Source organism: Streptomyces lasalocidi, assembly GCF_005280215.1.
Taxonomy (GTDB): Bacteria; Actinomycetota; Actinomycetes; order Streptomycetales; family Streptomycetaceae; genus Streptomyces; species Streptomyces longwoodensis.
In genome coordinates, this window is the sequence record NZ_SZNQ01000001.1 from 5,561,244 (window position 1) to 5,580,495 (window position 19,252).

Below are 19,252 nucleotides of genomic sequence, written 5' to 3' on the forward strand. Positions count from 1 at the left end.
TCTGTCGGGCCTCTCACGTGCACCGACGGCAGGGCGTGTGAAGAACGTGTGCGAGGTGGATGGGGGGACGCCGAGGGGCCTGTCGTCCGGCCGGGGCCTGCCGTAGGTTCGGTCCAGATGAGAGATACACCCGCTCACAGGGGACTGTGGGCGACATCAGGCCGGGGCCTCCCCAGCTCCGGCCTGGCCGTGCCCTCGCGCACACCGGAGCCGTGAGGCTCCGCATCTCCACCGATCGGACGGTCGCCCGCCCCACACCCCCCGGGGCGCGCGACCACCCGGTCCGGACGGCCGCCCCGGAACCATCCCCCCCGTTCCGGGGCGGCCGACCTCCTTCTCAGCACCTCTCGGCACGGATCAGGGAGCCCGGCACCGTCCGGGCTCCTTCCGTCTTCTGACACGCTGGACCCATGTCCACCGCTCCGCCCCGGCAGTCCGGCCGCGTTCCCGGGCGCCTGCCGCCGCGGCTCCCGGCGCCATTGCTCGCCCTGCCCCTGCTGGTCTTCGCGCTGCTCACCTGGCAGGTCCTGGCCGACGGGCCGCTGCTGCGGGCCGACGAGCGGGTCAGCCGCTGGCTGGTGCGGCCGGACCGGGCGGGGGAGCTGCTGTCCGACCTGGGCAACGTGCAGGTCGCCCTCCCCGTGCTGCTGGTCGTCGCCGTGTACGTGGCCCGGCGCGGCTGGACGGCCGGCGTCCCGCGCTGGTGGCCGGCGCCCCTCGCGGCCCTGGTGTGCCTGGCGCTGGTGCCCCTCGTGGTGGTCCCCGTGAAGAACTGGACCGACCGGCCCGGACCCCCCGTCAACCCCCCGGGCACCGGGTACTTCCCCTCCGGCCACACCGCCACCGCGCTCCTGGCGTACGGCGGCGCCGTGCTGGTGCTGCTGCCCTGGCTGCGCGGCGACCGGGCCCGCCGGGGGGCCGTCGCCGTGGGCGCGCTGCTCGTCCTCGGAGTGTCGTACGGGCTCGTCCGGCGGGGCTTCCACTGGCCGCTGGACGTCGTGGCGAGCTGGTGCCTGGGAGCGGTGCTGCTCGGCGCGCTGGGCGCGGTCGTGAGGGGGGTGCACGCCGATCACGCCAAAGCGGCGCACCCCGGCCCCGCACTGCTACGCCCCGGACAAACGTCCCCGCCCGGTGCCGCGCCTACCGTGGACCCCGAACGCCACAGCACATCCCCAACGCGGAAGGGCCGGGACTCGCACATGCCCCAGGAACCCGTCGTGGGCGCCGCCCACGCCTTCTGGCTCGCCGGCCGCCAGGCCACCGGCACGGACACCTTCGAGGTCACCTCGCCGTGGGACGGCCGGACCGTCGCCACCGTGAGCGTGCCCACGGACGCCCAGACCGAGGAGGCCGTGGCCGCCGCGTACGCCGTCCGCGAGGACTTCGCGGCCACCCCGGCGCACGTCCGGGCCGCCGCCCTGGACCACGTCAGCCGGCGGCTGGCCGAGCGCACCGAGGAGATCGCCCGGCTGATCTCCGCCGAGAACGGCAAGCCGATCAAGTGGGCCCGTGGTGAGGTCGGCCGCGCCGTCTCGGTGTTCCGCTTCGCCGCGGAGGAGGCCCGGCGCTTCAACGGCGGCGAGGCCCAGCGCCTGGACACCGACGCCGGCGGCCAGGGCCGGCTCGCGCTGACCCGCCGCTTCCCCAAGGGCGTCGTCCTCGGCATCGCGCCGTTCAACTTCCCGCTGAACCTGTGCGCCCACAAGGTCGCCCCGGCCATCGCCGCCGGCGCCCCGATCATCCTCAAGCCGGCGCCGGCCACCCCGCTGTCCGGGCTGATCCTCGGCGAGCTGCTGGCCGAGACCGACCTGCCCGCCGGCTCCTGGTCCATCCTGCCGGTCCCCAACGACCGCATGGCCGAACTGGTCCAGGACGAGCGCCTGCCGGTCATCTCCTTCACGGGCTCCGAGAAGGTCGGCTACGCGATCATGGACTCGGTGCCGCGCAAGCACTGCACCCTGGAGCTCGGCGGCAACGGCGCGGCCGTCGTCCTCGCCGACTACGCGAGCGACACCGACCTGGACTGGGCCGCGACCCGCATCGCGACCTTCTCCAACTACCAGGGCGGCCAGTCCTGCATCTCCGTGCAGCGCGTGATCGCCGACGCCGCCGTGTACGACCGGCTGCTGCCGCGCATCGTCGCCGCGGTCGAGGCACAGGTCACCGGTGACCCCGCCGACGACGCCACCGACGTCGGCCCGCTGGTCAGCGAGGACGCCGCCCAGCGCGTGGAGTCCTGGGTGAGCGAGGCCGTCGACGCCGGCGCCCGGTTGCTCACCGGCGGCAAGCGTGACGGCGCCTCCTACGCGCCGACCGTCCTCACCGACGTGCCGGCCGGCACCACCCTGTCCTGCGAGGAGGTCTTCGGACCGGTCCTCACCGTGCAGCGGGTCGACGGCGAGGCCGAGGCGTTCGCCGCCGTCAACGACTCCAAGTACGGCCTCCAGGCGGGCGTGTTCACCCACGACGTCCAGGTCGCCTTCCGGGCCCACCGCGCCCTGGAGGTCGGCGGCGTGGTGATCGGCGACGTCCCGTCCTACCGCGCCGACCAGATGCCGTACGGCGGTGCCAAGCAGTCCGGTGTGGGCCGCGAGGGCGTGCGGTTCGCGATGGAGGACTACACCTACGAGCGCGTCCTGGTCCTGACCGGGCTCGCCCTGTAACCACCCCTCCCGGCCGACGGCCCGAGCCCGCTGTGCGGGGGCTCGGGCCGTCGTCGTGCGGGCCCTTCGCCCACGTCGCTCAGCCGGAGAAGCCGACGTGCGCGAGCCGCAGCGGGCCGCGCAGCGTCACGCGCAGGTCGTGCGTCCCGCCCGCGACGGGCAGGGGGGCCTCGACGGTGGTGTAGTCGTACGGCCCCGGGGTGCCGGGGGACTCCACGGTGGCGCGCGCGCCGCCCGCCGACAGCTCCACGGTGCCCGCGCCGCCCGCCAGTTCCAGCCGGACGGTGCGCACGCCGGTGACGAAGTCGCAGGCCCGGTAGAGCAGTTCGGCCGTTCCGCCGGAGGCCGGGGTCACCGCGTCCCCGGCGGCCTTCGTGCGGTCCACGAGCGCGGCCCCGCCGTGCTCGTCGAAGTCGGCTGCGGACAGGCCCCGTCGGAGCACCGGGCGGGGCGCCGCGGGCTCCCCGTCGAGCGTGACGGTCGCGCGCAGCCGGACGTCCTCGCTGGAGGCGCCCACGAGGACGTCGTAACGGCCCGGCTCCAGGCGCCAGTCGCCGCGCGCCACGTCCCAGAACGCGAACGCCCGCAGCGGTACGGCGAACTCCAGCCGCCTCGTCTCCCCGGGCGCCAGCGTCACCCGGCGGTGCGCGAGGAGTTCGCGGCGCGGCCGGGGCACCGAGGGCTCCACCGCGCGCGTGTAGAGCTGGGCCACCTCGTCGGCGGTCGTGTCCCCCGCGTTGGTGAGCGTGAAGAACACGTGCAGGGCGCCGTCCGCGACGGCGGTGACCAGGTCGGCGTAGCCGAAGGGCACGTACGACAGGCCGTGGCCGAAGGGGAACAGCGGGGTGCCCTCGAAGTACCGGTACGTCTGGCGGCCGCCGATCACGTCGTAGTCGAGCAGGTCCGGCAGGTCGGCGTCGTCGGCGTACCAGGTCTGCGGCAGCCGGCCCGCGGGCGCGACGTCGCCGGCCAGCACCCGGGCCAGCGCGGTGCCGGCCGCCTGGCCGCCGTGCGCGGTCCACAGCGCGGCCGCGAGCCGCCCCGGCGCGAACGCGTACGGGTAGGCCGACACCAGCACGAGGACCGTCCGCGGGTTCGCGGCCCGGGCCGCCTCCAGCAGCCGCTCCTGGTGCGTGGGCAGCCGCAGGGTCGTGCGGTCCTCGGTCTCCCGGCCGCGGATGTGCGGGTCGTTGCCCGCCACCACGAGGACCACGTCGGCGTCCGCGGCGGCCCGGCGCACGGCGTCCGTCCCGTGCTCGGCGACGACGACCTCGAAGACCTCGGCGGTCTCTGCCGTCCCTGCCGTCCCTGCGGTCACTGGCATCTCTGCCGTCTCTGCGGGCTCTGTCGTCTCCGCGGTCCGCGCGGCAACCTTCACGCCGTCGGCGGCGACCGAGACGGGACGCCCCGTCCCCAGGTGCCGCAGGAGGTGACCGGTCCCGTGCTCCCCCCGGCGTTCCAGACGGAACGTCTCCTGGACGACCCAGCCGCCGGGCTGGTCGGCCGACGCGCGCACGTACCCGTCCTCGGCCACCGCCAGGTAGCGGCCGTCGGGCGCGCGCAGCGTGAGCACGCCGTCGCCCCAGTCGACGAGCGCGAACTCGGTGCCGACGGCGTCCGTGGTCAGCGGCGGCAGGTCGGTGCGCCCCGCGAGCAGCGCCGGGTCCAGGGCGCCCTGCGCACCGCGCGCCGGGTCGGGAGCCTCCGGCGCGGGCGGGACGTGCAGGAACGTCCCGGCGGACGTGCGCAGCCGGACCCGGTCCACGCCCTCCGCGAACCGCACGCGCTCGGCGCCGAACCGCTCGTACAGGGCTTCCAGCGGTGTCGAACGGTGGATCAGGGTGCCGCTGTACCAGTCGAGCTTGCACTCGTCGGCGAGCAGGCCGACCACCGCGAGCCGGGTGTCCGGGGCCAGTGGCAGCACCCCGTCGTTGCGCAGCAGGACCACCGCCTGCTCGGCCGCCTCCCGGGCGAGTTCCCGGTGCTCCGGGGTGTCGAAGGCGCCGGAGTGGGCGTGCGGGTCGTCGTCCGGGTCGAACTCGCCGAGGCGGAACCGGACGGAGAGCTGGCGGCGCACCGCCGTGTCCACGTCCGCCTCGGACAGCAGCCCCCGCTCCAGCGCCCCCCGGACCCGGGCCGCGATCGGCGAGCCGTCCGTGCCGTGGTCGGTGAAGCTGTCCACGCCGGCCACGAGCGCGGCGGCCGTCGCCTCCTCGTGGGTGTCGAAGTAGTGCTCGGAGTCCACCAGGTTGGAGGGCGCGCCCGCGTCCGAGCAGACCAGCAGCTCCTGGTCGGTCCAGGTCCGCAGGTGCTCGCGCAGATGGGGCGAGACGTGGTTGGGGCGGCCGTTGACCAGGTTGTACGCCGGCATCACCCCGGCCACCGCACCCGCCTCGACCGTCGCGCGGAACGCCCGCAGGTCGTACTCGTGCAGCACCCGCGGGCGCACCGAGGAGGAGGTGACGTCCCGGCCGGTCTCGTTGTTGTGCGCCAGCCAGTGCTTGAGCACCGGGGCCGTGCGCCAGTACACCGGGTGGTCGCCGCGCAGGCCCCGGGTGTAGGCGGTGGCGATCGCCGAGGTCAGCAGGGGGTCCTCGGAGTAGCCCTCCTCGTTGCGGCCCCACAGCGGGTGGCGCAGCAGGTTGACCGTGGGCGACCAGACGTTCAGGCCCACCCGCTCGTCGCGGGCGCGCATCGCCCGGACCTCCCGGGACACCGCCTCGCCCACCCGGCGCACCAGCTCCGGGTTCCAGGTCGCGCCGAGCCCGACCGCCTGCGGGAACACCGTGGCGGGGCCCATCCACGCCACCCCGTGCAGGGCCTCCTGGCCGGTGCGGAACGCGGCGACGCCCAGGCGCTCCACGGCCGGGGCGAACTGGTGCAGGAAGGAGACCTTCTCGTCGCGGGTCAGCCGCGACAGCAGGTCGTCGACGCGCTTCGCGAACGGCAGCCGCGGATCGCGGAACGGCGGCGTGGGCGGCGGGGATGCGGTCACGTGGGGTTTCCCTTTGCGCTGGAGCGGGGGAGGGCTTTCGAAGCGCTTCGATGCTCATTCGACGACCGTGCGGGTGTCAAGACGTCCTGCGCCACCAACCGGTCCGGCCCGCCCACAGCTCAAGCAGCGCAAGAAGGCCGTCAACTCCCGGGCCTTGCCGAGGAATCTTGGAAGCGGCCCTTGTGCGCCCCCCGGCCTTCACCTAACCTCGCTGCACATCGAAGCGCTTCGACTGACTCGTCGCCGAGGCACCCGCTCACCGAAGGCCGCTTCCGCTCAGCCAGTTCCACTCGAGACACCGCAGCCGACGGCCACCGCCGGGTGTCCTGGTGCGCCACGAAGGCACGAAGGGTTGACGCAATGACGCCGAACGCCGCTTCCTCCCCGTCCGGTTCCCCCGGACCGAGCCGGCGGGGCTTCCTCGCCTCCACAGCGGTCGCCACCGCGGCCGTGGCCGGCGGGATGCCGCTGCTCGCCGCGTGCGGCGGAGCGGACAAGGGCTCGCGCGAGGGGACCACCTCGGGGAAGGACGCCAAGCGGCTCCTGCCGGCGTACGTGGCCAGCAACGTGGTGACGCCGGACATCCCGTCGAAGAACGGCTCGTCGATGGGGTTCACCGCCAAGCTCGACGTGGCCACCCTGAAGACCTCGGTGCCCCGCAAGCTCGGCAAGGGCGGCAAGGTCACCGTCATGTCGCCGTTCTGGGGTTCGCCGCCCAAGCAGGACAACCCGTACTACACCTCGATGAACGCCCTGACCGGCGTCGACGTCCAGTGGCGCAACCAGGACGGCAACACCTACGACCAGAAGCTCGGCGCGGTCCTCGCCTCCAGCGACGTGCCCGACGTGGTGGTCGTTCCCGGCTGGAACATGATGGGCAAGATACCCAGCGCCGTCATCAGCAAGTTCGCCGACCTCGGCCCCTACCTGTCCGGCGACAAGGTCAAGGACTACCCGAACCTCGCGGCGATCCCCACCGACGCCTGGCAGCGCTCCCTGTTCGGCGGCAAGCTCATGGGCCTGCCGATGCCGGCGTCGTACGTCACGAACATCGTGCCCCTGTACCGCCAGGACGTCTTCCAGCGGGAGGGCTACCAAGTGCCCACGTCCCCGGACGAGTTCACGGCCCTGTGCAAGGACATCACCAACGCCAGGGCCAAGCGGTGGGCCTGCGGCGACATGAAGTGGACCGCGTTCAACATCTGGGGCGTCTTCCCCGGCTCGGACAAGCCGCTGTGGTGGAACCTCGTCGACGGCAAGCTGGTCAACCGCGTGGAGACCGACGCGTACCTGGAGGCCCTGGAGTGGACGCGCAAGCTGTTCGCCGCCGGGTACGTCCACCCCGACTTCAAGCTCGGCAAGAGCCAGGCCACCGACCCCGGCGCCAAGTTCGCCGCCGGTGAGTTCCTGATCTACAACAACGACATCTCCAGCTGGTACGGCCAGCGCGCCTCCCAGGCCACCCAGAACCCGGACTTCCGCATCTGGGGCATGGACCTCTTCGGCCCCGACGGCGGCGACCCGACCCTGTGGGCCGCGGAGCCCGCCGGCATCTTCGCCTTCGTCAACAAGAAGGCCTCCGAGTCCGTCGTCCGCGACGTGCTGGCCGTCGCCGACGTCACCGCGGCGCCGTACGGCACCAAGGAGTGGATGATGACCAACTACGGGGTCGAGGGCACGCACTACACCATCAAGAACGGCGTCCCCGTCAAGAACGACCGGGGCAACAACGAGGTCAACAACGCCTTCGTGATGATCGCGAGCCCCGCGTCGACCCTCGCCCACCCCGACTTCCCCGACATCACCGAGGGACAGGTCACCTGGCAGCAGAAGATGGGCGGCTTCACCAGGAAGACCTCCTTCTGGGGCCTGCAGATCACCGAGCCCTCCCGCTACGCCAACCTGGCCAGCAACTTCGAGCAGCTCGAGGACGACATCGCGCGCGGCCACAAAAAGATCTCCGACATGCAGCAGGCCGTCTCCGACTGGAAGCGGCAGGGCGGCGACAAGCTGCGCGACTGGTACAAGAAGCTCCTCGACGAGAACGGCTCGGCGGCGAACTGACCAGGTCCTGAGGCAAGGAGAACGGCCGTGTCCCACAGCACGGTGCCTCGGGGCAGCGCCGAGGCCAGCACCCCCGCGACGACCACGGCGCGGTCCGGCGGCGCCACCGGCTCCACCGGCTCGACCGGCACCACCGGTTCCACCGGTTCCACCGGCTCCTCCCGGGGACGGGGCGCGGGCCGGGCGAGCCTGCGGCACCGGTTCCGGCGCGACCGCGTCCTGATCCTCATGACGCTGCCGGCCGTCGTGCTCGTCCTGGTCTTCAACTACCTGCCGATCCTCGGCAACGTCGTCGCCTTCCAGGACTACGACCCGTACGTCAGCGACAACGGCGTCGTGTCGATCCTCAACAGCCCCTTCGTGGGCCTGGACAACTTCTACCGGATGTTCGAGGACCCGGCTTTCTGGAACGCCGTCCAGAACACGCTGGTGCTGTTCTCCGTCCAGCTCCTGCTGTTCTTCCCCGTCCCGATCCTGGTCGCGCTGCTCATCAACAGCGTGGTCCGGCCCCGGGTGCGGGCCGTCGCCCAGGCCGTGCTCTACCTGCCGCACTTCTTCTCGTGGGTCCTGGTCATCGCCGTCTTCCAGCAGATGTTCGGCGGCGCCGGGATGCTCTCCCAACTGCTGCGCCGCAACGGGTACGACGGCCTGGACATCATGACGAACCCGGACACCTTCCCCTTCCTGCTCACCGCGCAGAGCGTGTGGAAGGACGCCGGGTGGGGGATCATCGTCTTCCTCGCCGCGCTGGCCTCGGTGCCGACCGACCTGTACGAGGCGGCCGCGATGGACGGCGCGGGGCGCTGGCGCCGCATGTGGCACGTCACGCTGCCCGCGCTGCGCCCGGTGATCGCCCTCCTGCTGGTGCTGCGCGTCGGCGACGCCCTGACCGTGGGGTTCGAACAGATCCTGCTCCAGCGCGACGCCGTGGGCACGGACGCGGGGGAGGTCCTGGACACCTTCGTGTGGTGGAACGGCGTGCGCAACCAGGACTTCGGCTACGCGGCCGCCGCCGGCCTGGTCAAGGGCGTCGTCAGCATCGGACTGGTCCTCGCCGCGAACAAGGTGGCCCATCTCATGGGCGAGCAGGGGGTGTACAAGAAATGACCGCCGTCGTGGGCCCACCCGTGGGCGATCCGGTACGAGGACGCGGCGACGGGCCGCGCCGCCGGGCCGCGCCCGCGCGCCCCGCGTGGGAGGAGGAACCGTCCCCGGCCGGCCTCGCGGGCAAGGGCATCGCCCTGTCCCTCGCCTGCCTGGCGATCCTGTTCCCGCTGTGGATCGTCGTCGTCACCAGCCTCTCCTCGCGCCGGACCATCGACGAGGCGGGCGGACTGGTGATGGTGCCCAAGGACCTCACCTTCATCGCCTACCGGGAACTGCTCAGCGGCGGCCAGGTCACCCGGGCCGCGCTCGTCAGCGTGCTCGTCACCCTGGTCGGCACGCTGTTCTCGATGACGGTGTCCGTGCTGTGCGCGTACGGGCTGTCGCGGACCGGGTCGCTCGCGCACCGGTGGCTGCTGATGCTGCTGCTGGCGACGATGTTCTTCAGCGCCGGGCTCATCCCCACGTACCTGCTGGTGCAGAGCCTCGGGCTGACCGACACCTACCTCGCGCTGATCCTGCCGAGCGCGGTGAGCGTGTTCAACATCCTCGTGCTGCGCGGGTTCTTCATGGGTATCTCGCCCGAACTCGTCGACAGCGCGCGGATCGACGGGGCGGGGGACGTGCGGATCCTCTGGCAGATCGTGATGCCGCTGTCCCGGGCGGTCCTCGCGGTGATCACGCTGTTCTACGCCGTCGGGTACTGGAGCGCGTGGTTCAACGCGTCGTTGTACCTGAACGACCAGGACATGATGCCGCTGCAGAACGTCATGATCCAGCTGGTGCAGAAGCAGGAGGCGCCGGTGGGGCTGAGCCAGGCGATCAGGACCGGGCAGCTGTCGGGGCTGGCGGTCCAGATGGCCGTGATGGTGATGGCGTTGCTGCCGGTGGCGGTGCTGTCGCCGTTCGTCCAGAAGCACTTCAGGAAGGGGATGCTGACCGGAGCCGTGAAGGGCTGACGCCCGGCACCGGGTCCGCGTCCGGTGGGGGTGCCTGGTCCTGTCGCCGGTCCGCGGGCCGGTGGGGGCTGGTCGCGCAGTTCCCCGCGCCCCTGAGGTCGGCAGGGGTCACCGCCTGACTCCCGGCGCGGCGGCACCCCGCAGCGCCGGGCTGCGCGTCCCACCCCCGGCCCGCCCCCACGTCCCCGCACACCCAGCGAGGTTCACCTCATGAACGCCTTCTCCCCGTCCCGGCGCAGCCTCCTCGGCGGGGCCGCCGTGGCCGTCGTGGGCAGCGCCCTGCCCGGTCCCACCGGCGGCGCCCGCGCAGCGGAACGCCCCGCCTACCGCTGGCGCACCGTGACCATCGGCGGCACCGGCTTCGTCACCGGCGTGCTCTTCCACCCCGCCGTGCCGGGCCTCGCCTACGCCCGCACCGACATCGGCGGGGCCTACCGCTGGGACGACCGCGCCGCCCGCTGGACGCCGCTCACCGACCACCTCGGCTGGGACGACTGGAACCTCCTCGGCGTGGAGGCCCTCGCCGTCGACCCGGCCCACCCCGACCGGCTGTACCTGGCCCTCGGCACCTACGCCCAGCCCTGGGCCGGCAACGGAGCCGTGCTGCGCTCCGAGGACCGCGGCGCCACCTGGTCCCGCACCGACCTCACCGTGAAGCTCGGCGCCAACGAGGACGGCCGGGGCACCGGCGAGCGGCTGCTGGTCGACCCGCGGGACAGCGACACCCTGTGGCTCGGCACCCGGCACGACGGCCTGCTGCGGTCCACCGACCGGGGAGCGACCTGGTCGCCCGTCGGCTCCTTCCCGGCCGCCCCCTCCGCGACCGGCCAGGGCGTCACCCTGCTGGTCGCGGCGGGCCGCGCCGTGTACGCCGGCTGGGGCGACTCCGACGGCACCGCACCGGCCCTGTACCGCACCACCGACGGCACCGCCTGGGAGGCCGTCCCCGGCCAGCCCGCCGGCACCTCCGCCAAGGTGCCGGTCCGTGCCGCGTACGACCGCCACAGCCGCGAGCTGTACGTCACCTACGCCGACGCCCCCGGGCCCAACGGCCAGTCGGACGGCAGCGTCCACAAGCTGGCCGTCGGCACGGGCACGTGGACCGACGTCACCCCGGTCCGCCCGGACGGCGCCTCGGACACCTTCGGCTACGGCGGCGTCGCCGTGGACGCCCGCCGCCCCGGTACCGCCGTCGTCTCCACCAACAACCGCTGGGCGGCCGTCGACACCCTGTATCGCACCACCGACGGCGGGCGCACCTGGACCTCCCTGAAGGACACCGCCGTCCTCGACGTCTCCGAGACGCCGTACCTCACCTGGGGCGAGGAGCGGCCCAAGTTCGGCTGGTGGATCCAGACGGTCGCGGTCGACCCGTACGACTCCCGACATGTCCTCTACGGCACCGGCGCCACCTTGTACGGCACCCGCGACCTGCGGCACTGGGCGCCGCGGATCCGCGGCTTGGAGGAGTCGTCGGTACGGCACCTGATCTCGCCGCCGACGGGCCGGGCGCACCTGCTCAGCGGGCTCGGGGACGTCGGCGTGATGTACCACGACCGGCTCACCGCGTCCCCCTCGCGCGGGATGGCCACGAACCCGGTGTTCGGCACGGTGACCGGACTCGCGCTGGCCGCGGCACGGCCGTCGTACGTCGTGCGCACGGGCTGGGGCGACCACGGCAACGGCGCCCTGTCGCGCGACGGGGGCCGCACCTGGCAGCCCTTCGCCGCGCAGCCCGCGCTCGCGAAGGAGGCGCCGGGGCCGGTCGCCGTGAGCGCCGACGCCGGCGTCCTGCTGTGGACGTTCGTCCACTGGGACGGCACCAAGTACCCCGCCCACCGCTCCGCCGACGACGGCGCCACCTGGTCCGAGGTGCCCACCTTCCCCAGGGGCGCCACCCCGGTCGCCGACCCCGTCGACCCGGCGCTCTTCCACGCCTACGACACCGACACGGGCACCCTGTACGCGAGCACCGACGGCGGGCGCACCTTCACCGCCCGCGCCACCGGACTGCCCTCCGGGGACGGCCAGTTCGAGCTGGTCGCGACGCCGGGGCGGTCCGGCGACCTGTGGCTGAGCACCAAGGACAACGGCCTGCACCACTCCACCGACGGCGGCGCGACCTTCACCCGGGTGGCCGGCTGCCGGGCCGCGTACGCCCTCGGCTTCGGCCGGCCCGCGCCCGGCGCCGCCCACCCGGCGCTCTACCTGGTGGGCGCCCTCACCGGCCCGCCGACCGGCGTGCACCGCTCGGACGACGGCGGCCGGACCTGGGTGCGGATCAACGACGACGCCCACCAGTGGGGCTGGACCGGCGAGACCGTCACCGGCGACCCGCGCGTGTACGGCCGCGTCTACCTCGCCACCAACGGGCGCGGCATCCAGTACGGGGAGCCGGTGTGAGGCCCGGCCTCGACGCGGTGACCCGCGGTCGTGTCCTGTTCGGCGGCGACTGGAACCCCGAGCAGTGGCCCGAGGAGACCTGGCGCGAGGACGTCCGGCTGATGCGGCGGGCCCGGGTCACCTCCGTCACCCTCGGGGTCTTCTCCTGGTCGACGATCGAACCCGAGCCGGGGGCACGGGAGTTCGCCTGGCTCGACACGCTGATGGACCTGATGCACGAGCACGGCATCGGCGTCGTCCTCGCCACCCCGACCGCCTCGCCCCCGCCGTGGATGGGGAGGCTGCACCCCGACACCCTGCCCCGGGACGCCGACGGCCGCACCGAGTGGTGGGGCGGCCGCCAGCACTTCTCCCACTCCAGCGCCACCTACCGCCGGTACGCCGCCGCGATCACCGAGGACCTGGCCGCCCGCTACGCCGGCCACCCGGCCCTCACCCTGTGGCACATCAACAACGAGTACTGCACCTACGACCACGGCGACGAGGCCGCGGCCGCCTTCCGCCGCTGGCTGCGCGAGCGGTACGGCACCCTCGACGCCCTCAACACCGCCTGGGGCACGGCCTTCTGGAGCCAGGACTACGACACCTGGGACGGCATCCTGCCCCCGCGCCGCGCCCACTACCTCACCAACCCGGCCCAGGTGCTGGACTTCCGCCGCTTCACCTCCGACATGCTCCTGGAGTGCTTCCGCGCCGAGCGGGACATCGTGCGCCGGCACACCCCGCACCTCCCGGTCACCACCAACTTCATGCCGCTGTGGACCGGGCAGGACGCCTGGCGCTGGGCCGGGGAGGAGGACGTCGTCTCCGTCGACCTCTACCCCGACCCGCGCGACCCGCTCGGCGCCCAGCACGGCGCGCTGGTGCAGGACATGACCCGTTCCCAGGCCCGGGGCGGCCCGTGGATGCTCATGGAACAGGCGGCCGGACCCGTCAACTGGCGCGGGGTCAACCACCCCAAGCCCCGGGGCCTGAACCGCCTGTGGTCCCTGCAGGCCGTGGCCCGCGGCGCCGACGCGATCCACTACTTCCAGTGGCGCCAGTCCCGCCAGGGCGCCGAGAAGTTCCACTCCGGCATGGTCAGCCACGCCGGGGAGCGCGGCCGCACCTTCCAGGAGGTGGTGGAGCTCGGCGCCGACCTCGCCCGCATCGGGCCCGAGGTGGCCGGCCGCCGGGTCGGTGCCGACATCGCCGTCCTGCACGACTGGCACGCCTGGTGGGCGAGCGCCCAGGACGGCCGCCCCTCCGCCCGCGTCGACCTGCCGGACGTCCTGCACGCCTGGCACCGCGCCCTGTGGGAGGCCCACCTCACCACCGACTTCGCCCACCCCGAGCACGACCTCGGCGACTACCGGCTCGTCGTCGTCCCCCAGCTCTACGCCCTGACCGACGCGGCGACCGACCACCTCCTCGCCTACGTCCGGGGCGGCGGCACCCTGGTCAGCGGGTTCCTCACGGGCGTCGCCGACCAGGACGACCGCGTCCGCGAGGGCGGCATGGACGCCCGGCTGCGCGCCCTGTTCGGCATCCGCACCCTGCACGAGTGGTGGCCGCTGGAGGCGGGGGAGAGGGCCCCCTGCGACGGCTTCGACGGCACCCTGTGGTCGGAGGAGATCGAGCCCGACGACACGGTGGACGAGACGATCCCCTACGTCGGCGGGGAACTCGACGGGCTGCCCGCCGTCCTGCGCCGGGGCCGCGCCTGGTACCTCTCCACCCTCCCCGAACCGGACGCCCTGCGCGCCCTGCTGGCCCGCATCGCCGCGGGCGCCGGGGTCCGGCCCGTCCTGGAAGGACTCCCGGCGGACGTCGAGGCCGTGCGCCGGGGCGAGCTGCTGTTCCTGCTCCACCACGGGCGCGAGCCGGTCGTCGTCGACGTCCCCGGCACCAACCACGACCTGCTGACCGGGACCGCGCACACGGACCGGGTGCCCCTCGGCCGCTACGGGGCGGCGGTGCTGCGGTCATGAGCGCCGGCCCCGTCCACGGCACCTGGGAACCCGAGCCCGCCGCCCGCTGGGAGGACGCCTTCCTCACCGGAAACGGCCACCACGGCGCCCTGGTGTCCGGCGACCCGGACGCCGACCGGGTGATCGTCACCCAGCACACCCTCGTCCGCCCCAACGGCTCGGAGCACGCCGGGCCGCCGGAGCTCGCCGACCGGCTCACCGCGCTGCAGGACCGGTTGCTGGCCGGCGACACCGGCGCCGCCGAGGACTTCACCGACGGACGACCGCTGCAGTGGGTGCAGCCTTTCCACCCCGCGTTCCGCATCCACCTGGACCGGACCGCGCCGGAGCCCCGCCCCGCCTACCGGCGCCGCGTCGACTTCACCACCGGGGTCGTCGAGGCGACCTGCGGCGACTGGCGCAGCCGGGTCTTCGTCTCCCGCGCCGACGACGTGGTCGTCCAGCACGTCACCGCGCCGGGCCCCTCCCTCACCCTCTTCCTGGACCACCGCCTGCCCGGCGTCCCGCCCGGCCTGGGCATCGGCCAGGGGACCGTCCTCACCCCCGAGGGCGCCGTGCTGAGCCTGCGGGCCCGCTACCCGGGCGGCGACCGCGCCTACACCGGCGTCACGGTCGCCGCCGTCACCGGTGGCACGACCGCCCTCGGCCCGCGCGGCCTGCGCGTCGAGCACGCCGACGCCGTCCTGCTGCTCACCCGCGTCCACCGGCACACCGGCGAGTTCGACGTCACCGCCGAGTCCCGCACCCTGCGCGACCTGGCGCAGGAGCCGTACGACGACCTGCTGGAGCGGCACCTCGCCCGGCACCGCACGGCTTACCGCCGCGTCACCCTCGACCTGCGCGCCGACCCCGCCGAACGCGCTCTGCCCGGCAGCGAGTTGCTGAAGCGCCCGGGCAGCCCGGCCCTGCTGGAACGGCTCTTCGCGGCCGGCCGCTACCACCTGCTGTCCTCCTCCGGCGTCCTGCCGCCCCGGCTGACCGGCCTGTGGACCGGCGAGTGGACCACCGCCTGGTCGGGCGCGTTCACCCTGGACGCCAACCTCGGCCTGCAGACCGCCGGCGCCGCGGCCGCCGACCTGCCCGAGGTCACCGAGGCCCTGGCCGCCCTGGTCCGGCGCCAGCTGCCCGACTGGCGGGACAACGCCCGCGCCGTCTTCGGCGCCCGCGGCGCCGTCGCGCCCGCCCACACCGACGGCGAGTCGGGCCACTGCGTCCACTTCAGCCGCGAGTACCCGCTGCACCTGTGGACCGCGGGCGCCGACTGGCTGCTCAAGCCGCTCGTCGACCACGACGACACCCGGGGCGCACACGACCCCGCGACGGCCGCCGCCCTCGCCGAAGTCGCCACCTTCTACGAGGACTTCCTCACCCGCACCGACGCCGACGGACGCCTCGTCGTGGTGCCCTCCTACTCCCCGGAGAACCGGCCGGCGAACGCGGGCCGGGGCACGCTCGACGCCGCCATGGACCTCTCGGCGGCCCGCCACGCCCTGCGCACGGCCGCCGCCCACCACCCCGGCACCCCGGACGCCGACCGCTGGCACGCCCTCGCCGACCGGCTCCCGCCCCACCGGGTCAACGCCGACGGCGCCCTCGCCGAATGGGCCCGCCCGGAGCTGGCGGACTCCTACGACCACCGGCACCTCAGCCACCTCTACGGCGTCTGGCCCCTCGACGAGATCACCCCGTACGACACCCCGGGCCTGGCCGCCGCCGCCCGGCGGGCGCTGGAGCTGCGCGGCGCGGAGAACGACTCCGCGCACGGCCACCTCCACCACGCCCTGGTCGCGGCCCGCCTCCGGGACGGCCGGCGCGTCGGCCGGGCGCTCGGCGCCGTGCTGGAGGGCGACTTCTTCCACCCGTCCCTGATGAGCACCCACTACCCGAACCGCGACGTCTACAACGCCGACGCCGCCCACACCCTGCCCACGGTGCTGATCGAGGCGCTGGTCCAGTCGACCCCCGACCGGCTGGTCCTGCTCCCCGCGCCGCCCCCGTCCCTCCGCGAGGGCGAACTGCGGGGCGTGCGCACCCGGTTCGGGGCGCGGATCGACCTCACCTGGACGCCCGAGGGTGCCACGGCCGTCGTCCGCCCGACGCGCACCCGGCGCGTCGACCTCAGGACCCCCTCCGGTGCCCGGCCGCTCGACCTGGTCGCCGGTGAGGACCGCGTCGTCCGTCTGGAGGCGCGGTGAACCCCCTCCCCCCACCCATGGAAGGGACACCATGGCAGCACGCACACTGAGCCGTCTCACCCGGCTGGCGCTGGCGCCCGCCCTCGCGATCGGCGCCACGGTCGGCCTGGCCTCCGCCCCCGCCTCGGCCGCCGTCTGGAACTCCTGCGACCAGTGGGGCAACACCTCGCTGAACGGCTACACGCTCTACAACAACATCTGGGGCTCCGGCGCCGGCAGCCAGTGCATCTGGGCCAACTCCGGCACCAACTGGGGCGTGTGGGCCGACCACCCCAACACCGGCGGCATCAAGTCCTACCCCGACGCGAAGAAGGTGATCAACAAGTCGATCACCTCGCTCTCCTCGCTCACCAGCAGCTACAACGTCACGGTCCCGTCGTCCGGCGCGTACAACACGTCGTACGACATCTGGGACACCGACTACGACTACGAGATCATGCTCTGGGTCAACAAGACCGGGGCCGTCGGACCCCTCGGCACCTCGCAGGGCACGGTGACGCTGGGCGGGCACACCTGGACCGTCTACAAGGGCAGCAACGGCGCCAACGAGGTCTTCTCCTTCATCCGCACCTCGAACTCGACCTCCGGCACCGTCAACGTCCTGCCGATCCTGAAGTGGATCAAGGACACCAAGGGCTGGTTCGGCAACGAGACGATCGGCGACGTCCAGTTCGGCTACGAGATCACCTCGTCGTCCGGCGGACTGAATTTCCAGACCAACAACCTGACGGTCAGCAGCAGTTGACGCGGTGACCGAGACGGAGGGCCGGCGTCCCCCGCGGGGGAGCCGGCCCTTCCCGCGTGCCTACTCCGCGATCGGCAGCCGCGCGCCGTCCCGCAGGAACAGCGGGATGCGCTCCAGCGGGGCGTCGACGGTGACGGACCCGCCGCCCCCGTACGTCGCGCCGGTCCACGCGTCGGTCCAGTCCGCGCCCGCCGGGAGGTGCACCGTGCGGGTGGTGGCCCCCGCCTCCAGGACCGGGGCGACCAGCAGGTCCCGCCCCAGCAGGTAGGCGTCCGCCACGTCCCAGGCCGCCGCATCGTCCGGGAACTCCAGGAACAGCGGGCGCATCACCGGCAGCCCCTCCTCGTGGGCCTCGCGCATCACCTGCAGGACGTACGGCCGCAGCCGCTCCCGCAGCCGGAGGTAGCGCTCCATCACCGCGCCGGCCCCCTCCCCGTACGACCACACCTCGTTGGGGCCCCCGGTCATGTCCGGGCCCAGCGGCATGCCCGGGTCGCGGAAGCCGTGCAGCCGCATCAGCGGGGACAGCGCGCCGAACTGGAACCAGCGCACCATCACCTCGCGGTAGGCCGGGTCGTCCGGGTCGCCGCCGTGGAAGCCGCCGATGTCGGTGTTCCACCACGGGATGCCGGAGAGCGCGGTGTTCAGGCCGGCCGCGACCTGGCGGCGCAGGGTCGCGAAGTCGGTGCCGATGTCACCCGACCACAGCGCGGCGCCGTAGCGCTGACTGCCCGCCCAGACCGAGCGGTTGAGGGTGATCACCTCGTCGTCGCCGGCGCCGGACGCGCGCAGGCCCTCGTAGAACGTACGGGAGTTCTCGGCCGGGTAGAGGTTGCCCACCTCCAGGCCGGGGCCCGCCCAGTAGCGCAGGTTCTCCGGGAAGCCCGGCTTCAGCTCCGGTTCGCAGGCGTCCAGCCAGAACGCCGTGATGCCGTACGGCTCCAGGTAGTTCTCCCGGATCCGGGACCACACGAAGTCCCGCGCCTCGGGGTTGGTCGCGTCGTAGAACGCCACCTGGACGGTCGAGGCGACCTGCTTGTCCGGCCAGTCGGCGTGCGCCATCGGGCCGTACTGGGTGCCGATGAACCAGCCGCGCTGCTCCATCACCGGGTGGTTCTCCGACAGTGGCGACACCGACGGCCACACCGAGACCACCAGCTTGACGCCCAGCTCGTCCAGTTCGCGCACCATGGCCGCCGGGTCGGGCCACTCCGCGGGGTCGAACCTCCACTCGCCGAGGTGCGTCCAGTGGAAGAAGTCGCAGACGATCGCGCTGAGCGGCAGGCCCCGCCGCTTGTACTCCCGGGCCACCGCGAGGAGTTCGTCCTGTGTGCGGTAACGCAGCTTGCACTGCCAGAACCCGGCCGCCCACTCCGGCAGCATCGGCGTGCGGCCGGTCACCGCGCTGTAGCGGCGCTGCCCGTCGGCCGGGGTCCCCGCGGTGATCCAGTAGTCGATCTGCCGGGCCGAGTCGGCCACCCAGCGGGTGCCGTTGTGCGCCAGCTCCACCCGCCCGATCGCCGGGTTGTTCCACAGCAGGGTGTAGCCGCGGCTGGAGGTCAGCACCGGCACGCTCACCTCGGCGTTGCGCTGCACCAGGTCGAGCACCAGGCCCTTCTGGTCGAACCGGCCGTGCTGGTGCTGGCCCAGGCCGTACAGCCGCTCCCCGTCGTGGGCGGCGAACCGCTGCTCCAGCCGGTGGTGGCCGTTGCCGACCGCCGTGTACAGCCGCGGTCCCGGCCACCAGAAGTGGGCGCGCTCCTCGGCGAGCAGCTCGGACCCGTCCTCGGTGCGCAGGAAGCGGACCAGGCCCTCGGCGTCCACCTCGACGGTCAGCGCGCCGACCGTCACCCGCCCCCGGCCGTCCTCGACCTTCACGGTGGCGGGGGCGGGCGGCGCCCCGTCGAGCAGGGCGCCCGGCAGGTCCTCCAGGACCGGCCCGCCGAGCCGCGCCCGGACCCGGACCGCGTCCGGACCCCACGGCTCGACGCGGACCGTCTCCTGGCGGCCGCTCCACTCCAGCGCCCCGCCCCGCTCGCGGAACGTGCCGACGGTCGGGGACGACTGCGCGAGGCTGACCTCGGGTGCGTGTGCGGCAGGCTGATTCACGTGGCGTGCTCCTGGAGGAGGGCAGACAGGGCGGTGCCCCGGGAC

10 protein-coding genes and 1 pseudogene are annotated in these 19,252 nt (G+C 73.7%); 9 read left to right on the top strand and 2 right to left on the bottom strand.

All coding sequences use genetic code 11. From position 1 onward, the window contains the following. Nucleotides 1–410 precede the first annotated feature (410 nt). Nucleotides 411–977, top strand: a pseudogene (locus E4U91_RS39080) (phosphatase PAP2 family protein); the annotation flags it as partial. Between the two features lie 222 nt (nucleotides 978–1,199). After that, nucleotides 1,200–2,663 carry an aldehyde dehydrogenase family protein gene (locus E4U91_RS25225; protein ID WP_422070941.1) on the top strand — a complete coding sequence of 488 codons (1,464 nt, stop codon included), beginning with the start codon at nucleotides 1,200–1,202 and terminating at the stop codon, nucleotides 2,661–2,663. A 79-nt stretch (nucleotides 2,664–2,742) separates the two neighbouring features. On the opposite strand, the gene E4U91_RS25230 is transcribed toward E4U91_RS25225, so the two are convergent. Next, nucleotides 2,743–5,658 carry a glycoside hydrolase family 3 protein gene (locus E4U91_RS25230; RefSeq protein ID WP_137308943.1) on the bottom strand — a complete coding sequence of 972 codons (2,916 nt, stop codon included), beginning with the start codon at nucleotides 5,656–5,658 and terminating at the stop codon, nucleotides 2,743–2,745. 360 nt (nucleotides 5,659–6,018) lie between these two features. On the opposite strand from E4U91_RS25230, the gene E4U91_RS25240 reads away from it, so the two are divergent. The 7 genes from E4U91_RS25240 (at nucleotide 6,019) to E4U91_RS25270 (ending at nucleotide 17,098) form a co-directional block, all read left to right on the top strand. Next, nucleotides 6,019–7,722 (top strand): extracellular solute-binding protein, encoded by a 1,704-nt coding sequence (locus E4U91_RS25240; RefSeq protein ID WP_137310990.1) that lies wholly within the window; start codon nucleotides 6,019–6,021, stop codon nucleotides 7,720–7,722. Between the two features lie 27 nt (nucleotides 7,723–7,749). Continuing rightward, nucleotides 7,750–8,829 carry an ABC transporter permease gene (locus E4U91_RS25245; RefSeq protein ID WP_137308944.1) on the top strand — a complete coding sequence of 360 codons (1,080 nt, stop codon included), beginning with the start codon at nucleotides 7,750–7,752 and terminating at the stop codon, nucleotides 8,827–8,829. Continuing rightward, the gene (locus tag E4U91_RS25250; RefSeq protein ID WP_137308945.1) at nucleotides 8,826–9,785 is read left to right on the top strand and encodes a carbohydrate ABC transporter permease; all 960 of its coding nucleotides are present in this window, start codon (nucleotides 8,826–8,828) and stop codon (nucleotides 9,783–9,785) included. Before E4U91_RS25245 ends, E4U91_RS25250 begins: the two co-directional genes overlap by 4 nt. Nucleotides 9,786–9,995: 210 nt before the next feature. Continuing rightward, nucleotides 9,996–12,188 carry a WD40/YVTN/BNR-like repeat-containing protein gene (locus E4U91_RS25255; RefSeq protein WP_137308946.1) on the top strand — a complete coding sequence of 731 codons (2,193 nt, stop codon included), beginning with the start codon at nucleotides 9,996–9,998 and terminating at the stop codon, nucleotides 12,186–12,188. Then, nucleotides 12,185–14,158: a beta-galactosidase gene (locus E4U91_RS25260; RefSeq protein WP_137308947.1), complete on the top strand. Its 1,974-nt coding sequence runs from the start codon at nucleotides 12,185–12,187 to the stop codon at nucleotides 14,156–14,158. Before E4U91_RS25255 ends, E4U91_RS25260 begins: the two co-directional genes overlap by 4 nt. Then, on the top strand, nucleotides 14,155–16,353 hold the full coding sequence (locus E4U91_RS25265; protein WP_137308948.1) for a glycosyl hydrolase family 95 catalytic domain-containing protein: 2,199 nt from the start codon (nucleotides 14,155–14,157) through the stop codon (nucleotides 16,351–16,353). Before E4U91_RS25260 ends, E4U91_RS25265 begins: the two co-directional genes overlap by 4 nt. Nucleotides 16,354–16,384: 31 nt before the next feature. Continuing rightward, complete coding sequence (locus E4U91_RS25270; RefSeq protein ID WP_137308949.1) at nucleotides 16,385–17,098, top strand: glycoside hydrolase family 12 protein; 714 nt, start codon at nucleotides 16,385–16,387, stop codon at nucleotides 17,096–17,098. A gap of 60 nt (nucleotides 17,099–17,158) precedes the next feature. Here the strand turns inward: E4U91_RS25270 and E4U91_RS25275 are convergent, their stop codons facing one another. Further along, nucleotides 17,159–19,207, bottom strand: a complete 2,049-nt coding sequence (locus E4U91_RS25275; RefSeq protein ID WP_137308950.1) for a glycoside hydrolase family 31 protein — start codon at nucleotides 19,205–19,207, stop codon at nucleotides 17,159–17,161. Nucleotides 19,208–19,252 lie beyond the last annotated feature (45 nt).

What these genes read in the sequence shown, in the direction of transcription:
- E4U91_RS25265 (WP_137308948.1), top strand. Translation starts at nt 14,155, where the DNA reads ATGAGCGCCGGCCCCGTCCACGGCACCTGGGAACCCGAGCCCGCCGCC.
- E4U91_RS25250 (WP_137308945.1), top strand. Translation starts at nt 8,826, where the DNA reads ATGACCGCCGTCGTGGGCCCACCCGTGGGCGATCCGGTACGAGGACGC.
- E4U91_RS25240 (WP_137310990.1), top strand. Translation starts at nt 6,019, where the DNA reads ATGACGCCGAACGCCGCTTCCTCCCCGTCCGGTTCCCCCGGACCGAGC.
- E4U91_RS25255 (WP_137308946.1), top strand. Translation starts at nt 9,996, where the DNA reads ATGAACGCCTTCTCCCCGTCCCGGCGCAGCCTCCTCGGCGGGGCCGCC.
- E4U91_RS25225 (WP_422070941.1), top strand. Translation starts at nt 1,200, where the DNA reads ATGCCCCAGGAACCCGTCGTGGGCGCCGCCCACGCCTTCTGGCTCGCC.
- E4U91_RS25270 (WP_137308949.1), top strand. Translation starts at nt 16,385, where the DNA reads ATGGCAGCACGCACACTGAGCCGTCTCACCCGGCTGGCGCTGGCGCCC.